The sequence below is a fragment of the Phascolarctobacterium faecium DSM 14760 genome (genome assembly GCF_003269275.1).
Lineage (GTDB): Bacteria > Bacillota > Negativicutes > Acidaminococcales > Acidaminococcaceae > Phascolarctobacterium > Phascolarctobacterium faecium.
Genome location: NZ_QLTS01000001.1, coordinates 652,768 through 669,738, shown reverse-complemented (window position 1 = coordinate 669,738; position 16,971 = coordinate 652,768). Strand labels below are relative to the sequence as shown.

The window sequence follows — 16,971 nt, the reverse complement described above, 5'->3', positions numbered from 1 at the left end:
GAAATGCGGATTAAAAGAAGCTGTGGTCCACGTGGTATGCGTGGTCAACGATAAACAAATCGACAAATGGCTGTGCTCGGATTGTGTTGAAGAATTGGCTCCGTCTAATTTTTTGTCGGGAACTGTTTTCAATGCCAAAGAGTTTTTAGATGGGCTTTTGAAACCAAAAGCTAGAGAAGAACAGATCATGAATCGTTTTACTGAACGTGCCAAAGGTATTTTGGAAGACGCGATGCGTTTTGCATTGGATAAGGGTCATGATCATGTTGGAACAGAACATATCTTGCTGGCGTTGCTGAATGTTGAAAATTGTTTTGCCAAGAAGATTCTAGAAAAACTTGGCATTGATAATCAGGCGGTCATAAAAGAGCTGGAAAGCTGGATGGAGCCCGCTGGCAGCACTGAGCTGATGATCAGTTATACCCCGCGTGCCAAACGGGCCTTAGAGCTTGCTGGTGAAGCAGCAGCAGCTTTTAAGCTGCACTATGTAGGGTCCGAACATTTGCTGTTGGGCTTGCTGCGTGAAGGAGAAGGCGTGGCTGCTCAGGTATTGCGGCGCTTTAACGTTACGGCAGAACAGGTCATGAAGGTCATTAAGGCTGTTTATGATAATCAGCCATTGACAGATGGCAATTATAATGCTGGCGACAGCGATGTGGAAACAAAGAGCAATGTGTTGGAAATGCTGTCGGAATTTGGCCGCAATCTCAATCAGCTGGCTTCAGATGGAAAAATTGATCCCGTTGTTGGCCGCGAAAAAGAGGTTGAACGCATTATTCAGATTCTGTGTCGGCGTACAAAAAATAATCCGGTGTTGATTGGAGAGTCCGGCGTTGGTAAAACGGCTATTGCCGAGGGCCTGGCCCAGCGAATTGTTGACGGTAATGTTCCGGAGATACTGCGTGAGAAAATTGTGTTCTCGCTGGAGATAGGGTATCTGGTGGCGGGAACTAAATACCGCGGTGAATTTGAGGAACGTTTGAAAGAATTACTGGAAGCAGTAAAAGAAAATAAAAATATTATTCTTTTTATTGACGAACTGCATACTATCATCGGAGCAGGTGCCGCAGAGGGCGCTATCGATGCTGCCAATATTATAAAACCGGCTTTGGCCAGGGGTGAAATGCAGGCTATAGGAGCCACTACTTTAAACGAATACCGGAAAAATATTGAGAAAGATGCGGCACTGGAACGTCGTTTTCAACCTATAGTTGTAGGTGCTCCTGATGTTAATGATTCAATTGAGATTTTGAAGGGACTGCGCGATAAATATGAAGCCTTTCATCGTATTCAAATCACAGATGAGGCTATTATGGCGGCAGTGCGTCTGTCTGATCGTTATATCACTGACCGTAATCTCCCGGACAAAGCTATCGATTTAATGGATGAAGCCTGTTCGAGGGTACGGCTGCAAAGCTATAAGATTTCCTTGCCGCAGCGGGAAATTGAACAACAGCTTGAAAAAGTGCGCATTGAAAAAGAATCGGCTATTACTCAGCAAATGTATGAACGTGCTGCTGAATTGCGTGACGCAGAACGCAAGCTGCAGGAACAGCTTGATGGTGAGCGTCAGTCGCAGCGCAGTGGATCAAGCAGTAAATTGACGGTAAGTGAAGAAGATGTTGCCGAAGTAGTTGCTTCCTGGACAAATATTCCACTGCGTAAGCTTACCGAAGGTGAATCTAAAAGACTTATTCATTTGGAGGAGGCGCTGCATGAGCGTGTGGTCGGTCAAAATGCGGCTGTTGACGCTGTTGCAAAAGCTATCCGTAGAGCCAGAGCCGGGTTTAAGGATAAAAACCGCCCTGTAGGATCGTTCCTGTTCTTAGGACCTACCGGGGTAGGTAAAACAGAGCTGGCTAAAGCGCTGGCAGAGAACCTTTTTGGCGATGAACGTGCTTTGATTAGATTTGATATGTCTGAATATATGGAAAAGCATACTACTTCTCGGTTGGTAGGTGCTCCTCCTGGTTATGTTGGTTATGAAGAAGGCGGTCAGCTGACAGATGTTGTGCGCCGGCGGCCCTATTCGGTAATTTTGCTGGATGAAATTGAAAAAGCGCATCCTGATGTTTTCAACTTGCTGCTGCAGATTATGGAAGACGGCCGCTTGACTGACGGGCAGGGACGGACTGTTGATTTTAAAAATGCTGTTATCATTATGACCAGCAACGCTGGTGCCAGAGCTTTACTGGACAGCAAGCCGTTGGGATTTGCGACTGGTGAGAAACAGGTAAACGACGGACGCAAAAGTGCTGTATTGGAAGAAGTAAAAAGAATCTTCCGTCCTGAATTTTTAAATAGAATTGATGAAATTCTGGTCTTTGATCCGCTTGGTGAAGCAGAACTGCGACAAATTGTCGAACAGATGCTCAAAGAACTTTCAGGTCGTTTGCAGGAAAATGGCCTTGATATCAAGGTTACTGATGAGGCTAAGGCCGAGCTTTTAAAAGCTGGCAAGGATACGCGTTATGGTGCACGGCCTCTGCGCAGGGCTTTAAGGAAACTGGTTGAGGATCCTGTTTCCGATTTGTATCTGGCTTCAGAATTAAAACGCGGTGATACTATTTTGACCCGTACTGATGAGGCTGGTAAAATCTATTTTGATAAAGAAGAAGCGCACAAGGAAGAAGCCTTGGTTGCAGCTGGAGAGGAACGTCCGTAATGGCAAAACCGAAAATACGTTTCGTTTGTCAGTCGTGTGGTTATGTAACGGCTAAATGGTTGGGAAAGTGTCCGGAATGTGGTCAATGGGACAGCTTTGTCGAAGAAATGGACGTGCCTGAACGTCCTGGACAGAGTTACCTGCCTGTAGGCGAAACCGCTAAGCCCAAACCGTTGCATCAGGTGGCGGAACAGTCCCTCAGCCGTCTGCAGACAGGTATCCGTGAATTTGATCGTGTGCTTGGGGGAGGGATTGTTCCCGGCAGCCTGGTTTTGTTGGGCGGAGACCCGGGCATTGGCAAGTCGACTATGCTTTTGGATGCCGGCATGAAGTTTAGCCGGAATAATATAAAAGTTTTGTATGTTTCTGGTGAAGAATCAGAAGCGCAAACAGCAATGCGGGCGAGACGTTTAGGCAGCAGCGGTGAAAACCTGCTGGTGATGACGGCTACCGATTTGAATATTATTTTACTGCAGGCACAGGAAGTGCAGCCGGCATTGTTGGTAATTGATTCTATTCAGACTATGTACAACAGCGAGCTGCCTACTGCAGCAGGCAGTGTCGGACAGGTGCGCGAGTGTACGGCGAAAATGCTGCGTTTTGCAAAAACCAGCGGCATTGCCGTGCTTATTATCGGTCATGTGACTAAAGACGGTAATATTGCCGGCCCGCGATTGCTTGAACATATGGTCGACGTGGTGCTGCAGTTTGAAGGGGATAGATCCTATTCTTTTCGGGTGCTGCGTGCCTTGAAAAATCGTTTTGGCTCTACAAATGAAAGCGGTATTTTTTCTATGGAAGCCAGTGGGCTGCAGGAAATAAGTAATCCAGCAGGATTATTCCTGGAAGAACGCAGTAACGATGCTTCCGGTTCAGTTGTTTGTGCCTGCCTGGAAGGTAACAGGCCTATTTTAGTTGAAGTGCAGGCTTTGGTTGCCAAAACACCGTATGGGATGCCCCGACGCACTGCTGTTGGATTTGATTATAATCGGGTCACTATGCTTTTGGCGATTTTGGAACGGCGCTTAGGAATGGATTTTGGCGCTTACGATGCTTACGTCAATGTAGTTGGCGGGATGAGAGTCACTGAGCCAGCTGCAGATCTGGCTGTGGCTGCTGCGCTGGTATCCAGCTATCGTAATCGGCCGATTCCGCATGGCGTATTAGTCATGGGTGAAGTGGGGCTTACAGGAGAAGTGCGACGAATAGGTTCGCCGGAAAGGCGTATCAAGGATGCTATGAATCTTGGCTTTAAAAGATTTGTTTTGCCAATGGGCAAGCTGTCATTGGATGAACCCTGCAATGGTATTGTGCAGGTTAAAACTTTGGAAGAAGCGCTGGATAAGGTTTTTGCTTAAAAGAGCGGAGGTTTCTCCGCTCTTTTTTGTTTATTTTAAAATAAAATCAGAAAATTTATATAAAAAATGATTGACACAAATATGGAGCTATGATAAAATAATAAAGTTTTGACAAAAATAACAGGAGGTGTTAAAATAAATACATATAAAAATAGCGTGTTCCTTAGGAGGGCAGAAGATGTTTGCAGTAGGAGACAAAGTCGTATATCCGATGCACGGCGCCGGAGTAGTAAAAACAATAGAAAAGCGTGAACGTGACGGTCAAAGTGTCGACTATCTGATCCTGGCAATGCTTCTTGGAGAGATGAAGGTCATGGTTCCGGTCGACAGTGTGGAACGTGTTGGCTTGAGGCATGTTATCGAAAATGATGATATCGATGCCGTTGAAAAAGTTTTGGAAGAACGTCCTGATAATTACAATAAAGCTATTACATGGAACAGACGCTTTAATATGTATTTGGAAAAAATGAAAAGCGGTAATGTTTTTGAAGTTGCCGATGTAATAAGAACATTGCAGGTGCAGGAGAATGAAAAAAAATTATCTACCGGCGAGCGTAGATTATTGGGTACAGCCAGACAGATTTTGATCAGCGAAGTGATGCTTGTAAAAAATGCTGAACAGCAGGATATTGAAAACTGGCTGAATAAGTTTTTTTAGTGAAATACGTCGGATTTTCCGACGTATTTTATTTTTTTAGCTGTTTTTAATACGAAAATTGTAGTAAAATATTATATTATCCATATTATTTAAAGAAAGGAGGTGTAAAGATGTTAAACAGGATTTTGAAGCTGACCATTGTCGTTGTGTTTGCGCTTACCGGACTCATACTTACTGAATATTTACTGCCTTATATTTCGGATTTTTTTGGTTACGATCTTTATGACAACGGCTTTTTTGGCATAGCTTTGGCAACTATTGTTTCAGGTGCTGTGGGCATCTTTGTTTTTGGTGGTCTTGGTGTAGCTGTTGCACCGGTGCTTATTTATCATATTATGGGTTATACGGAACGTATGGCGATCGTTTTATCCAAGGTGCCGACCAGTGATATTCTTGTTATGACGCTTGGTATTGGTATTGGTTTGATTTTGGCTAACCTTTTGGGTGGGCCTTTTTCGCATTTGCCGATTATTGGTCCCTATATTCCTTTGATCTTTAGTCTGGTGCTTTCTATTATTGGGGCGAAAGTTGCTTTACGTAAGCATAAGGATATCGTAGGCTTTTTTAACCGCAGTATTCCTAGCTTAAAAGGTGCGGTAAAACCGGCTGCAGTTAAATCGTTGGCGCTGAGTGACAGATTGTACAGTAAAAATAAATTACTGGATACCAGTGTCATTATCGACGGTCGTATTATTGATATTCTGAAAACAGGTTTTCTGGAAGGTCGTTTGATCGTTCCCAACTTTGTTTTGGAAGAATTGCAGAAGCTGGCAGATTCGTCTGATAATCTGAAACGGGCCAAAGGCCGCCGAGGTTTGGATCTTATTCAGGAGATACAGCAGAAAAATAAAGAACAATTGCTTGTAGAAGATACTGATTTTGAAGATTTGAATGAAGTAGATGCTAAATTGGTGAAATTGGCTAAACAGACAGAAGCTGTTATTATAACTAATGATTTCAATCTTAATAAAGTTGCCGAGATACAAGGTGTCAGTGTGCTTAATATCAATGATCTGGCTAACGCCATTAAACCGGTGGTTCTTCCGGGGGAAGAGATGAATGTTTTTGTCGTTAAAGATGGCAAAGAAAATAATCAGGGCGTTGCTTATCTTGAAGATGGTACAATGATCGTTGTTGAAGGCGGTAAAAAACTGGTAGGTGAAAATACTGCTGTTGTAGTAACTTCTGTCCTGCAGACTTCAGCAGGTAGAATGATTTTCGCGAAACTGAAATAGCGGGGGCGTTTATGGAAAAAATCATAGCGATTGTTCCGGCTGCAGGGTTGGGAAGCCGCTTGGGGTTAGGTAAAAATAAAGCTTTTGCCGATGTGGGCGGATTGCCGCTTCTGGTACAGTGTATGAGAATGCTGGCTGATACAGACTGTGTGAGCAGAGTGATCGCTGTTGTACGGCCACAGGAGGTCAAGGAAGCAGAATTGATGCTGGAGGAATACAGCAAGGAGTATTATCCGCTGTTGCCTTTCTGTGTTGTTGCCGGCGGAAAGGAACGACAGGATTCTGTTGCTAATGCTCTGTCTGCAGTTACGGAGAGTGATGGTTATATAGCTGTGCATGACGGTGCTCGTCCTTTTGCCGGCAAAGAGGTTTTTAAAAGAGTGTTGAAAGCTGCTGCCGATAGCGGTGCGGCTATTGCTGCTGTGCCTGTTAAGGATACGGTTAAGGTTGTGGATGAAAATAATCTTGTGCAGTATACGCCTGTGCGCAGTACTCTGCGTGCTGTGCAGACACCGCAGATTTTTAAAATCAGTATTTTAAAGCAGGCATACGAGCTTTTGCAGAAACAGCATGGTAATGTAACGGATGACGCTTCACTGGTAGAACGTTTGGGAATAGCTGTTGCTGTTGCTGAAGGAAGCTATGAGAATATTAAGATTACAACGCCGGAAGATTTGATCATGGCAGAAAATTTATGTAAAAGCAGAGGTCTTGTAAGATGATAGAAAAAAATAATAACTGGCCGCAGTTTCGTGTAGGCTGCGGGTACGATGTACATAAACTTGCTGCTGACCGTAAATTGATTTTATGCGGAGTTGAGATTCCTTATGAATCAGGGTTGTTAGGACATTCTGACGCCGATGTGGCCCTTCATGCATTGATGGATGCTTTGCTTGGCGCAGCGGGTCTTGGTGATATTGGCAGGCATTTTCCGGATACGGATATGAAATTTAAAGATGCCGATAGTATGCTGCTGTTGAGGCAGGTGGTTGGTTTACTGCAAAAGCATGGCTGGCAGATAAACAATGCCGATGTGACTATTATGGCACAGCGGCCTAAGCTGGCTCCCTATATTGAACAGATGGCGGCTAATATTGCCCGGGAAATGCGGATTGAAAGAAGTGCTGTCAATGTAAAAGCAACGACAACAGAGAAATTAGGTTTTGTTGGACGGGGCGAAGGGATGGCGTCAGAGGCTGTTGTAAGTATTATCAGAGGATGATGTAAATTCGCTTTACTGAAACGAGGTACCCATATATGTCCTTGTGGTATCGTTTGAGTACATAGTGAGGTCTTTACGGACTTAGCACTCATACATGCCCTTGTGGTATAATATTCAAGATAAGTATTTTTGGAGGGATCATTCTAATGTCTAATGAAATCAGAGTAAGATTTGCACCGAGTCCGACTGGACCGTTCCATATCGGCGGCGCTCGCAGTGCTTTATTTAACTGGCTGTTTGCCCGTAAAATGGGCGGCAAGCTTGTTTTGCGTATCGAGGATACTGACCTTGAGCGTTCCAGCCGCGAATCTGAAGAGAATATCAAGGCTGCCTTAAAATGGTTAGGCTTGAATTGGGACGAAGGTATTGATGTAGGTGGGGAATACGGTCCTTATCGTCAAACAGAGCGTCTTGAACTGTATAAAAAATATACTGATCAGCTGCTGGCTGAAGGTAAGGCCTACTATTGTTACTGCACAGATGAAGAGCTGGAAGCAGAACGTCAGGCTTTGTCTGCCAAAGGGCAAATGCCTCGTTATATGGGCAAATGCCGTAATCTTACTTCTGAACAAATAGAACAGTACAAAGCTGAAGGACGCAAACCAACCGTACGTTTTCGTGTGCCTGCTGATCAGCAGATACTTGTCCGCGACATGGTTCGCGGCGATGTCGTTTTTGACTCTAACGGAATCGGAGATTTTGTTATCGTAAAATCTGACGGCATTCCTACTTATAATTATGCTGTAGTAATCGACGATGCGTTGATGAAAATTTCTCATGTTATTCGTGCTGAAGAGCATTTGTCAAATACTCCGCGCCAATGCCTTATTTATGATGCGCTGGGCTTTACACAGCCTACATTCGGTCATATTTCATTGATTTTAGGTAAGGATCGCACAAAAATGTCTAAACGCCATGGCGCTACTTCTGTTGATCAGTATCGTCAGTTGGGGTATCTGCCGGAAGGCATTGATAATTTCCTGGCATTACTGGGCTGGGCTCCGAACAGCGAACAGGAGATTTTCAGTATGGAAGAGTTGATTCAGGCCTTTTCGATGGAGCATGTCGCTAAAAATCCCGCTGTTTTTGAAATCGATAAACTGAACTGGATCAATCAGCACTATATGCGGCAGTTGGATGAGGAAGCTTTTTTTGCCGCAGCTAAGCCGCATATGGTTGCTGCCGGCTATATGACAGGTGATGAGTGTGGCGAAAAGCTGGAATGGCTTAAACGTGTAGTTACTACAGCCAAAGAGCATGTTGCTTTTGCTGCGCAGATCCCTGAATGTGTCGCTATGTATTTCAGTGATGAATTTGAATTTGAAAATGCAGAGGCTGCTGCAGTTCTGCAGGAAGAATCAGTACCAACAGTAATGAATATGTTGTTCGAAGAATTGCCTAAGCTGGAAGTTTTAGATGGACCTGCTGTAAAAGCTGCTTTCAAAGCTATCCAAAAAGCTACCAAGCTGGGTGGCAAAGCTGTATTTATGCCGATCCGTGTTGCTTTAACAGGAAATCAGCATGGCCCGGAACTGGCTGAAATGGTGCCGTTGCTTGGTTTGGAACGTACAGAAGCCAGAATTAGGGCGAGCCTTGCTAAGGCAGGTATTACTCTGTAGAGGAGAGCTTGGAATGACGATTAGAGTTTACAATACATTGACGAAACAAAAAGAAGAGTTTGTACCGGTACATCCGGGTAAAGCTAATATTTATGTCTGCGGTGTTACGCCTTATAACCATCCGCATATTGGTAATGCGCGTCCATTTGTAACATGGGATGTTATCCGCCGTTTTTTGGAGCATGAGGGTTATGATGTTCTGCATGTACAGAATTTTACTGATGTCGATGACAAAATAATCAACACTGCCAATAAAGAAGGCGTTTTATGGAGTGATGTCTGCGGACGTTATATAGATGCTTATTTTGAGGTAATGGATAAGCTCAATGTGCGTCGTGCACATGTATATCCGCGTGTTTCTGAGCATATGGAGGAAATCATTGAAACTGTAAAAGCTCTTATTGATCGTGGTTATGCCTACGAAATGGACGGCGATGTTTATTATAGCGTTGAAAAATTTGAGCATTACGGTGAACTTTCCGGGCGTAATCTGGAAGATATGATGGCAGGTGCGCGCGTTGATGTCAACGATAAAAAGCATAATCCAATGGATTTTGCCTTGTGGAAGGCTGCTAAACCGGGAGAGCCTTCCTGGAGCAGTCCCTGGGGTGAAGGACGTCCTGGCTGGCATATCGAATGCTCAACAATGAGTATGAAATATTTGGGAGAAACCTTTGATTTTCATGGCGGCGGCAGTGATTTGATTTTTCCGCATCATGAAAATGAGATTGCACAATCTGAAGGCTGTACAGGTTGCCATCCCTTTGTTAAATACTGGCTGCATAACGGGTTTATCACTGTTAATGAAGAGAAAATGTCTAAATCATTAGGTAATTTCTTTATGGTCATTGATATCCTCGAGCATTATGAGCCGGAAACACTGCGCTTTTTTATTCTTTCCACTCATTACCGTAGTCCATTGGACTTTAGTGATGAGAGGTTGGCGGAAGCGCAGCGCAGCTTGTCAAGGTTGAAAACGGCTCAGGAAAATCTGCAGGCCTTAATGGCTTTGATGAATGCTGGCCCGACAGAGGAAAGCCTGAAGCTGCGAAGAAAAGTTTTGGAACTGCGCAACGAGTTCATGGAAGCCATGCGTGATGATTTTAATACTGCTTTGGCAATCAGTCATATGTTTGCTTTGGCAAAGGAAATTAATATTTATCATCAAAGTATCGTCAGCGTCGGCAGTAAACCGGATGGAAAGCTTGTGTCTATATTGCAAAGTGTTTTCTCTGAAATGTGTTCTATTATTGGAGTACTGGAATCAACTCAAGGTGCTGTTGAAGCTGAAAGTTGCGGTTTGGAAGAACCACTGATGGAAATGCTTATTGCTATGCGCCAGGAAGCCAGGAGCAATAAGGACTATGCACAGGCTGATGCTTTACGTAATAAATTAAGCGAGATAGGAATTGTTCTGGAGGATACGCCTCAAGGCGTACGTTGGAAAAAACAGTGAAGTTTGAACAATATCAGCAAATAAAAGCTCATGCTTTGGCAGCCTGTACGGCTGCCGGGCTGACTTACGGAGAACCGAAACAACTTAATCCGATACTTTTGGCATATATCGGTGATGTTGTTTTTTCTCTTTATGTAAGGTTGAGGCTGCTGCCAACCTCAGGGCAGGTTCGTGTTATACATGATTTGGGTTCAAAAATGGTATCGGCGGTTATGCAGGCGAAGGCAATGGAGGCATTGCTGTCGGATTTGACGGAAGAAGAAGCCTATATTGCCAGGCGCGGCCGTAATACTAAATCGATAGTGCCTAAAAGCGCCTCCGTACATGAATATCGTATGGGAACAGCATTTGAAGCGCTGTTGGGCTGGTTATTTTTGAGCGACAGGGAAGAACGACTGGAGGAGATATTAGAGCGTTCTTTTGTAATTATTTCTGAGGCTATGCAGAAGAAAGGGTGAATTAACATGGAAGTAAAATTACTCAGACACACACCGGAACCGGAAAAGACAGTTGCTATGAGCGCACGTCTGTGCTATTCTCCCGTTGGTGCAGCCCAGCTTGAAGAAACAATGTCTGATGAACAGGCAGCAAAATTAGTGCGTAAACTTGTGGAAATGGGACATTTTTCGACATTGGAACATGTTACATTTACTTTCGCTATAGAAGGCGTTTCCAGAGTATTGACGCACCAGCTGGTGCGTCACCGTATCGCTTCTTATTCACAGCAATCGCAGCGTTATGTAAAAGAGCATGATTTTGAAACTATTATGCCTCCTACTATTTCCTCAAGGCCTGAGGCAAAAGCTAAGTTTGAACAGCTTATGGCTGATATTCAGGCTAGGTATAATGAATTTACTGATGAATTTGGAATCCCGGCAGAGGATGCCCGTTATGTACTTCCTAATGCGGCTGAAACTAAAATTGTGGCAACATTTAATGTCAGGTCTTTGATGAATTTCTTTAGCCTGCGCTGCTGTAATCGTGCCCAGTGGGAGATCAGGCAGCTTGCAGAAAAAATGCTGGCTGAATGTAAAAAAGCCGCACCGGTATTATTTGAAAATGCCGGTCCTACTTGCGTAAGTGAAGGTATATGCAGAGAAGGTGCAATGAGCTGCGGACGTTTGGACGCTATTTTAGCGGCAAAACAAAAACAACAGTGATAATTAGGAGGAGCTATGTCTGAAGAAATTCTTGCCGGACGCAATTCTGTAACAGAAGCCTTGCGCAGCGGCAGATCTATTAATAAACTGTTGGTGCAGGACGGAATCAAAGGCGGCAGTGTCAGTGAGATTATTGGCCTGGCGAAGACTGCGGGCGTAGTTTTGGAATTTTGTAAAGCTGAAAGATTGGATAAACTGGCAGATGGCTTGCGGCATCAGGGGTTTGTTGCCTTAGCTGCACCTATTCGCTTTCACAGTTTAGAAGAGGTTTTGGCATTGGCAAAAGAGAAAGATGAAACTCCTTTTTTGCTGCTGCTTGATGAGCTGCAGGACCCGCAGAATGTGGGAGCGCTGATTAGAACGGCGGATGCTGCTGGTGTGCATGGTGTGCTGCTTCCCAAGCGTCGCAGCTGTCCGCTAAATGCTGTGGTAGCGAAAATTTCTGCCGGTGCTGTTGAATATGTCCCAGTAGTTCAAATTGGTAATATTCCGCAGACGATTGAAGAATTGAAAAAACTTGGTTTTTGGATTGCCGGTGCGGATATGAACGGTGAGGATTATTACAAAAGTAATTTGACTGGCCCGATGGTCATTGTAGTTGGTGCTGAAGGAAAAGGACTGGGACGCCTTGTAAAAGAGAAGTGTGATATCATTGTCAGTCTGCCGATGCAGGGGGGAGTTTCTTCGCTGAATGCTTCGGCGGCAGGTGCCGTTTTGCTGTACGAGGTCGTACGTCAGCGCCGGGTGCAGGCGGGCGTTTAAAGTATGAAAGAATGGCTTGTAGTGGACGGTTACAATGTTATCAACAGTTGGCAGGATTTTCGTAAATTCCGTGAAGAGAACCTTGAGCATGCCCGTGAACTTTTAAAAGAAAAATTAGCCGAGTATATAGCTTTTAAAGGATATTCAGGAATTGTTGTTTTTGATGCCCAGGAAGTACAGGGAGTTGCATCATTCGAAAAAAACGGAGCTTTGGAGATTGTTTTCACGAATGAAGGTGAAACCGCTGATTCATGGATTGAACGACGCGTATATGATCTTGTTAAGAGCGGAAGCAGTGTTTTTGTTGTGACCAGTGATTATGCAGAACAGTTGAATGTTTTAGGGAGTGGGGCCTATAGGATTTCGGCGCGTGAATTTCGTGAAGAATATCTGCTTACAAAAAAACAGATCGCGCAGCGCAGCGAACGACTTGCTAGGGGTTTGGGACGTAATGAACTTGGCGGCAGGCTGCAGGAGCATATTCTGGATCATTTTGAAAAGCTGCGGCGCAATACCTAAAAATTGACGCTGACATAACTATGGAGTATAATGAAAAAGCTGACAGATGCAGGAAATTCCTAGGAAACGGAGGTTGTGCCAATGAGTACGGAAACGCCATATAATCCCTATGCTGCTTTTGAAAACATGGCGGATGAAGATGTCGTCTTAAAGGCTAAACAAGAAGATAACGCACTTGCCCAGGAATATCTTTTGCATAAATACCGTAATTTTGTGCGGGCTAAAGCCAGAAGCTATTTTTTAATAGGCGCCGAACGCGAGGATATCATTCAGGAAGGAATGATAGGCCTTTATAAAGCTATCCGTGATTTTCGCGGCGATAAACTGTCATCTTTCAGAGCTTTTGCTGAATTGTGCGTTACTCGACAGATTATTACTGCTATAAAAACAGCTACCAGGCAGAAGCATATTCCTCTTAATTCATATGTTTCTTTGAATAAGCCTATTTATGAAGAGGATTCTGATAGAACGTTGTTGGATATTATTTCCGGTGTTAAAGTTGCTAATCCTGAAGATATGATTATCAGCAGGGAAGAGTTTGCTGATATTGAGAATAAGATGAATAATATTCTCAGTGACCTTGAGTGGAAGGTTTTGATGAGTTATCTGGATGGCAAATCTTATCAGGAAATTGCCGTTGAACTGGATAGGCACATCAAATCAATTGATAATGCTTTGCAGAGAGTAAAACGCAAATTAGAAAAGTACATTACAAATCGTAATGATAACACTGATCTGAGTGAGGTTTATAGTGGGCTTTTAGCTATTGATCCCAGCGAACGGTTCAGTCATCGTAAACGTGATTAATAAATTGATAAATGTGAAACAAAAAAGCAACATCATTTAGATTTTTCTGAATGATGTTATTTTTTTAAAGGATTTCGTAAATAAACAGCGAATATAGCAATAACTAGAAAGTGAAGGGCAAATTTTACGCTGAGCGTAATTGGGAGGTAATGGACATGAGCCAAGTAGAAGAATTTGTAAAAATTGTAGAAGGCGTTAAAGATCACGATGTAAAAGTAGTTATCGTAACAGGTAAACCGGGCAGCGGTAAAAGTAAAGTATTGCGTGAAGCTGCTGAAGAGAAAAAGTGGGATTACATCGATTGCCGCCTTTTAATTACTGAAAAATTTTTGGAGGTTCCTCCTGGAGAACGTCAGGCAAAAGCACCTGAGATGATGGCAGACATATTGGAAGGATATGACAGCGAAGTTATTTTGTTGGATCGTCTGCAAACACTGTTCGTACCGGTGTTTCATATTGATGTCGATGCTTTGCTGCATAAACTTAGTGAGAAATTTGTGATTGTAACAGCTTGGCCGGGTTACCTTGAAGAAGGAAAACTCTGTTATGATAAATTTGATGGAACGGAATCGATCCGTATCAGTTCGGAAGGTTTTACGGTTTGGAACGTTGATTAAAAAGCGAGGTAAGCAATGAGCCAAGCAAAGAAAAGACTGGCAGTTTTGACTGGCGGCGGCGATTGTCCCGGGTTAAATGCAGTCATCAGGGCTGTAGTGAAAACAGCTCTTAATAATGGATATGAAATATTTGGCATAGAAAATGGTTTTAACGGCCTCGTGACAGGCCGGATGGGACTGATGGATTACAAAGATGTTTCAGGTATTCTGCCGCGGGGCGGAACAATTCTTGGAACAACTAACCGCGACAATCCCTTTAAATTTGCAGTAGAAGAAAACGGGGAATTGGTTTATTATGATAAACGCGCGGAAGTATTGGCTAATCTTGAAAAACATGGTATTGAAGCTTTAGTGGTTATCGGCGGAGACGGCAGCTTAAATATAGCTGCAAGGCTGGCTAAAGAATGCGGAATAAAGGTCGTGGGGGTACCTAAAACGATCGATAACGACCTTCCGTGTACAGAACGTACTTTTGGTTTTGACACAGCAATGGCGATGGCTACAGAAGCTTTGGATAGGATCCATACAACGGCAGAATCCCATCATCGCGTTATGGCGCTGGAAGTTATGGGACGTTATGCTGGCTGGATCGCATTGCATTCCGGCATAGCCGGCGGAGCAGATGTTATTTTGATACCGGAGATCCCTTACAGTATCAACTCGGTTATCGGAAAAATCAGGGCCCGCCAGGCTGCTGGGAAACAATTCAGTATTATTGTTGTAGCTGAAGGGGCACGACCTGTGGGCGGGGAAATGTCGATCGCGCGCATGGTCAAGGGCAGCTTCGAGCCCATCCGTCTTGGCGGAGCAGGAGAAAAACTGGTTCGCGAGATAGAGGAAAAAACGGGTATCGAATCGCGGTGTACTGTATTAGGTTATTTACAAAGAGGCGGCACGCCTACACCTTTCGACAGAGTTCTTTCTACGCGTTATGGTGTAGCAGCGGCCGAGGCTTGCATGCGCAAGGAATATAACGTTATGGTATCACTGCAAAACGATAAGATCGTTACGGAGCCTATTGAGAAGGTTGCCTCCGAGCCACGGTTAGTACCAGTAGACAGCGATATAATTCGCACAGGACGTCAAATGGGCTTATGTTTTGGTGACTGACCCAATAAGTAAAACAAAAGAACTTTAGTTTACAGCAACATTCAGAGGACAGCGGAAATGGACGCCGCTGTCCTTTTCTTTATTATTCAGATAAATTTCAGGTAAATTTATATAATTAAACTTGGCGGTAGCGATAATAACCTGTATAATGTAGAAGTTAGTAAAATTTATGTGGCAATGTAATTATGGAAGGATAGATAATTATAATGGATCAGAATCTTATAGCGGTAATAGTAGGCTTTGTAGAAGGGGTAACGGAGTTTTTGCCGGTGTCATCAACAGGTCATATGATTATAGTAGGACATATGCTGGGTTTTGATGGTCCGGCGGCAGATATTTTTGACGTTTTCGTACAGCTGGGGGCGATTTTGTCAGTTATTTTTATTTATAAAGAACGTTTTGCTAGATTTTTTACAAAAGAAGGCTGGCAGGCTGATAAAGGGCTGAGCGTCTGGCATGTAGCCGCTGGTATTGTGCCTGTAATGGGCGTGGCTTTTTTTTGCATATAAATATATTAAAGAATATCTTTTTTCTCCATTTACAGTAGCGATAGGATTGGTATTGGGTGCTTTATTAATGATGTATGCTGAATATAAGACTAAAGATAACCAAGCAGAATTATTGGATGATTTAGATAAGATCTCTTTAAAACAGGCGGCGCTTGTTGGGGCGTTTCAGTTGCTTTCGTTGTGGCCTGGTTTTTCCCGGTCGGGAAGTACTTTGGCGGGTGGACTTTTAGTAGGTTTAAAACGTGAGACTGCAGCAAATTATACTTTTTTGATTGCTGTACCTTTGATGTTTGTAGCCTGTCTTTATGATCTTTTAAAAAATATCAGTATTTTAACAGTAGATGATCTGCAGATGTTGGCGATTGGTTTTGTGGTTGCTTTTGTGGTTGCTTACTGGTCCGTGCTGTGGTTTTTAAAATTTCTTCATAAATATAGCTTGACATCTTTTGCATATTATCGTATCATACTTGCTGTAGCTGCTTTAACATACTTTTACTTTTAAAGAGTTTTGTAAAAAAAGTTACTGAATTAATTGAAAAGTAGTTGACAAAATGATTATGTTAATATATAATCTTCCTTGTCACTAATTAAGTGCTGGCATAGCTCAACTGGTAGAGCAGCTGACTTGTAATCAGCAGGTTGTGGGTTCAAGTCCTATTGCCAGCTCCAAATGGAGAGGTTCCCGAGTGGCTAAAGGGAGCAGACTGTAAATCTGCCGCGTTTCGCTTCGTTGGTTCGAATCCAACCCTCTCCACCACTTTCTTAATTAGTTTTCATCGCGGGGTGGAGCAGTTGGTAGCTCGTCGGGCTCATAACCCGAAGGTCGTTGGTTCAAGTCCAGCCCCCGCAACCATTTTGATTATTTGGTTGCGATGCTGATGTAGCTCAGTCGGCAGAGCGTATCCTTGGTAAGGATAAGGTCACCAGTTCAATCCTGGTCATCAGCTCCAAATAAATATGGCGGCGTAGCTCAGTTGGCTAGAGCATTCGGTTCATACCCGGAGTGTCCGCGGTTCAAATCCGTGCGCCGCCACCAATAAAAAATAAAACCTCAGTGATGGGGTTTTTTTTATTATAGTCATAAAACCAAGCAGGAGTTTACAGGCAGACAGCGAATATGGTAAAATGGCGTCAAAGCCTATTTTATAAAAAACAAAAGAGATTCGGAGGAAAAATGAATGGCAAAGCAAAAATATGAAAGAACAAAACCGCATGCTAATATCGGCACCATCGGTCACGTAGACCATGGTAAAACAACCCTGACCGCAGCAATC

General features: G+C 43.6%; 16 protein-coding genes, 5 tRNA genes and 1 pseudogene. All 22 read left to right on the top strand.

The genetic code is table 11. The features are described from left to right. Positions 1-184 precede the first annotated feature (184 nt). Positions 185-2,665 carry an AAA family ATPase gene (locus C8D73_RS03295; RefSeq protein ID WP_044491594.1) on the top strand — a complete coding sequence of 827 codons (2,481 nt, stop codon included), beginning with the start codon at positions 185-187 and terminating at the stop codon, positions 2,663-2,665. Continuing rightward, on the top strand, positions 2,665-4,023 hold the full coding sequence (gene radA, locus C8D73_RS03290; RefSeq protein WP_113077269.1) for a DNA repair protein RadA: 1,359 nt from the start codon (positions 2,665-2,667) through the stop codon (positions 4,021-4,023). The genes C8D73_RS03295 and radA overlap by 1 nt, the downstream gene beginning before the upstream one ends. A 178-nt stretch (positions 4,024-4,201) precedes the next feature. After that, positions 4,202-4,681: a CarD family transcriptional regulator gene (locus C8D73_RS03285; RefSeq protein WP_021717360.1), complete on the top strand. Its 480-nt coding sequence runs from the start codon at positions 4,202-4,204 to the stop codon at positions 4,679-4,681. A 110-nt stretch (positions 4,682-4,791) separates the two neighbouring features. Further along, complete coding sequence (locus C8D73_RS03280) at positions 4,792-5,916, top strand: PIN/TRAM domain-containing protein (RefSeq protein WP_021717361.1); 1,125 nt, start codon at positions 4,792-4,794, stop codon at positions 5,914-5,916. Between the two features lie 11 nt (positions 5,917-5,927). Continuing rightward, positions 5,928-6,638 carry a 2-C-methyl-D-erythritol 4-phosphate cytidylyltransferase gene (gene ispD, locus C8D73_RS03275; protein ID WP_113077268.1) on the top strand — a complete coding sequence of 237 codons (711 nt, stop codon included), beginning with the start codon at positions 5,928-5,930 and terminating at the stop codon, positions 6,636-6,638. Then, positions 6,635-7,138 (top strand): 2-C-methyl-D-erythritol 2,4-cyclodiphosphate synthase, encoded by a 504-nt coding sequence (gene ispF, locus C8D73_RS03270; RefSeq protein WP_113077267.1) that lies wholly within the window; start codon positions 6,635-6,637, stop codon positions 7,136-7,138. Before ispD ends, ispF begins: the two co-directional genes overlap by 4 nt. 146 nt (positions 7,139-7,284) lie before the next feature. After that, on the top strand, positions 7,285-8,757 hold the full coding sequence (gltX, locus tag C8D73_RS03265; RefSeq protein WP_113077266.1) for a glutamate--tRNA ligase: 1,473 nt from the start codon (positions 7,285-7,287) through the stop codon (positions 8,755-8,757). A gap of 13 nt (positions 8,758-8,770) precedes the next feature. After that, the gene (cysS, locus tag C8D73_RS03260; RefSeq protein ID WP_046430478.1) at positions 8,771-10,213 is read left to right on the top strand and encodes a cysteine--tRNA ligase; all 1,443 of its coding nucleotides are present in this window, start codon (positions 8,771-8,773) and stop codon (positions 10,211-10,213) included. Beyond that, positions 10,210-10,671, top strand: coding sequence for a Mini-ribonuclease 3 (locus tag C8D73_RS03255; protein ID WP_021717366.1), 462 nt, complete (start codon positions 10,210-10,212; stop codon positions 10,669-10,671). The genes cysS and C8D73_RS03255 overlap by 4 nt, the downstream gene beginning before the upstream one ends. Positions 10,672-10,677: 6 nt before the next feature. Next, positions 10,678-11,373 carry an FAD-dependent thymidylate synthase gene (gene thyX / locus C8D73_RS03250; RefSeq protein ID WP_021717367.1) on the top strand — a complete coding sequence of 232 codons (696 nt, stop codon included), beginning with the start codon at positions 10,678-10,680 and terminating at the stop codon, positions 11,371-11,373. A 15-nt stretch (positions 11,374-11,388) separates the two neighbouring features. Continuing rightward, positions 11,389-12,135, top strand: coding sequence for a 23S rRNA (guanosine(2251)-2'-O)-methyltransferase RlmB (rlmB, locus tag C8D73_RS03245; RefSeq protein WP_113077265.1), 747 nt, complete (start codon positions 11,389-11,391; stop codon positions 12,133-12,135). 3 nt (positions 12,136-12,138) lie between these two features. Next, a complete protein-coding gene (locus C8D73_RS03240) occupies positions 12,139-12,654 on the top strand; it encodes an NYN domain-containing protein (RefSeq protein ID WP_021717369.1) in 516 nt (171 codons plus the stop codon). A gap of 81 nt (positions 12,655-12,735) precedes the next feature. Continuing rightward, on the top strand, positions 12,736-13,461 hold the full coding sequence (gene sigH, locus C8D73_RS03235; protein ID WP_021717370.1) for an RNA polymerase sporulation sigma factor SigH: 726 nt from the start codon (positions 12,736-12,738) through the stop codon (positions 13,459-13,461). Between the two features lie 155 nt (positions 13,462-13,616). Further along, positions 13,617-14,078 (top strand): BREX-3 system P-loop-containing protein BrxF, encoded by a 462-nt coding sequence (gene brxF / locus C8D73_RS03230; protein ID WP_021717371.1) that lies wholly within the window; start codon positions 13,617-13,619, stop codon positions 14,076-14,078. Positions 14,079-14,093: 15 nt separating this feature from the next. After that, on the top strand, positions 14,094-15,188 hold the full coding sequence (locus tag C8D73_RS03225) for a 6-phosphofructokinase (protein ID WP_021717372.1): 1,095 nt from the start codon (positions 14,094-14,096) through the stop codon (positions 15,186-15,188). Positions 15,189-15,394: 206 nt separating this feature from the next. After that, a pseudogene (locus C8D73_RS11465) lies at positions 15,395-16,199 on the top strand (undecaprenyl-diphosphate phosphatase). Positions 16,200-16,290: 91 nt separating this feature from the next. Further along, positions 16,291-16,366: transfer RNA gene (locus C8D73_RS03215), tRNA-Thr, on the top strand. A 3-nt stretch (positions 16,367-16,369) separates the two neighbouring features. Then, positions 16,370-16,454, top strand: a tRNA-Tyr gene (locus tag C8D73_RS03210). 20 nt (positions 16,455-16,474) lie between these two features. After that, a tRNA-Met gene (locus C8D73_RS03205) sits at positions 16,475-16,550 on the top strand. A gap of 21 nt (positions 16,551-16,571) precedes the next feature. After that, a tRNA-Thr gene (locus C8D73_RS03200) sits at positions 16,572-16,647 on the top strand. 9 nt (positions 16,648-16,656) lie between these two features. Beyond that, a tRNA-Met gene (locus tag C8D73_RS03195) sits at positions 16,657-16,733 on the top strand. A gap of 142 nt (positions 16,734-16,875) precedes the next feature. Next, positions 16,876-16,971, top strand: a 96-nt coding sequence (locus C8D73_RS11530) for a GTP-binding protein (protein WP_170123159.1), incomplete at its 3' end; no start/stop codon positions are given.

Bases quoted from the DNA above. Each gene is read 5' to 3' on its own strand.
- radA (WP_113077269.1), top strand. From the start codon at position 2,665: ATGGCAAAACCGAAAATACGTTTCGTTTGTCAGTCGTGTGGTTATGTA.
- C8D73_RS03285 (WP_021717360.1), top strand. From the start codon at position 4,202: ATGTTTGCAGTAGGAGACAAAGTCGTATATCCGATGCACGGCGCCGGA.
- C8D73_RS03280 (WP_021717361.1), top strand. From the start codon at position 4,792: ATGTTAAACAGGATTTTGAAGCTGACCATTGTCGTTGTGTTTGCGCTT.
- ispD (WP_113077268.1), top strand. From the start codon at position 5,928: ATGGAAAAAATCATAGCGATTGTTCCGGCTGCAGGGTTGGGAAGCCGC.
- ispF (WP_113077267.1), top strand. From the start codon at position 6,635: ATGATAGAAAAAAATAATAACTGGCCGCAGTTTCGTGTAGGCTGCGGG.
- gltX (WP_113077266.1), top strand. From the start codon at position 7,285: ATGTCTAATGAAATCAGAGTAAGATTTGCACCGAGTCCGACTGGACCG.
- cysS (WP_046430478.1), top strand. From the start codon at position 8,771: ATGACGATTAGAGTTTACAATACATTGACGAAACAAAAAGAAGAGTTT.
- thyX (WP_021717367.1), top strand. From the start codon at position 10,678: ATGGAAGTAAAATTACTCAGACACACACCGGAACCGGAAAAGACAGTT.
- rlmB (WP_113077265.1), top strand. From the start codon at position 11,389: ATGTCTGAAGAAATTCTTGCCGGACGCAATTCTGTAACAGAAGCCTTG.
- C8D73_RS03240 (WP_021717369.1), top strand. From the start codon at position 12,139: ATGAAAGAATGGCTTGTAGTGGACGGTTACAATGTTATCAACAGTTGG.
- sigH (WP_021717370.1), top strand. From the start codon at position 12,736: ATGAGTACGGAAACGCCATATAATCCCTATGCTGCTTTTGAAAACATG.
- brxF (WP_021717371.1), top strand. From the start codon at position 13,617: ATGAGCCAAGTAGAAGAATTTGTAAAAATTGTAGAAGGCGTTAAAGAT.
- C8D73_RS03225 (WP_021717372.1), top strand. From the start codon at position 14,094: ATGAGCCAAGCAAAGAAAAGACTGGCAGTTTTGACTGGCGGCGGCGAT.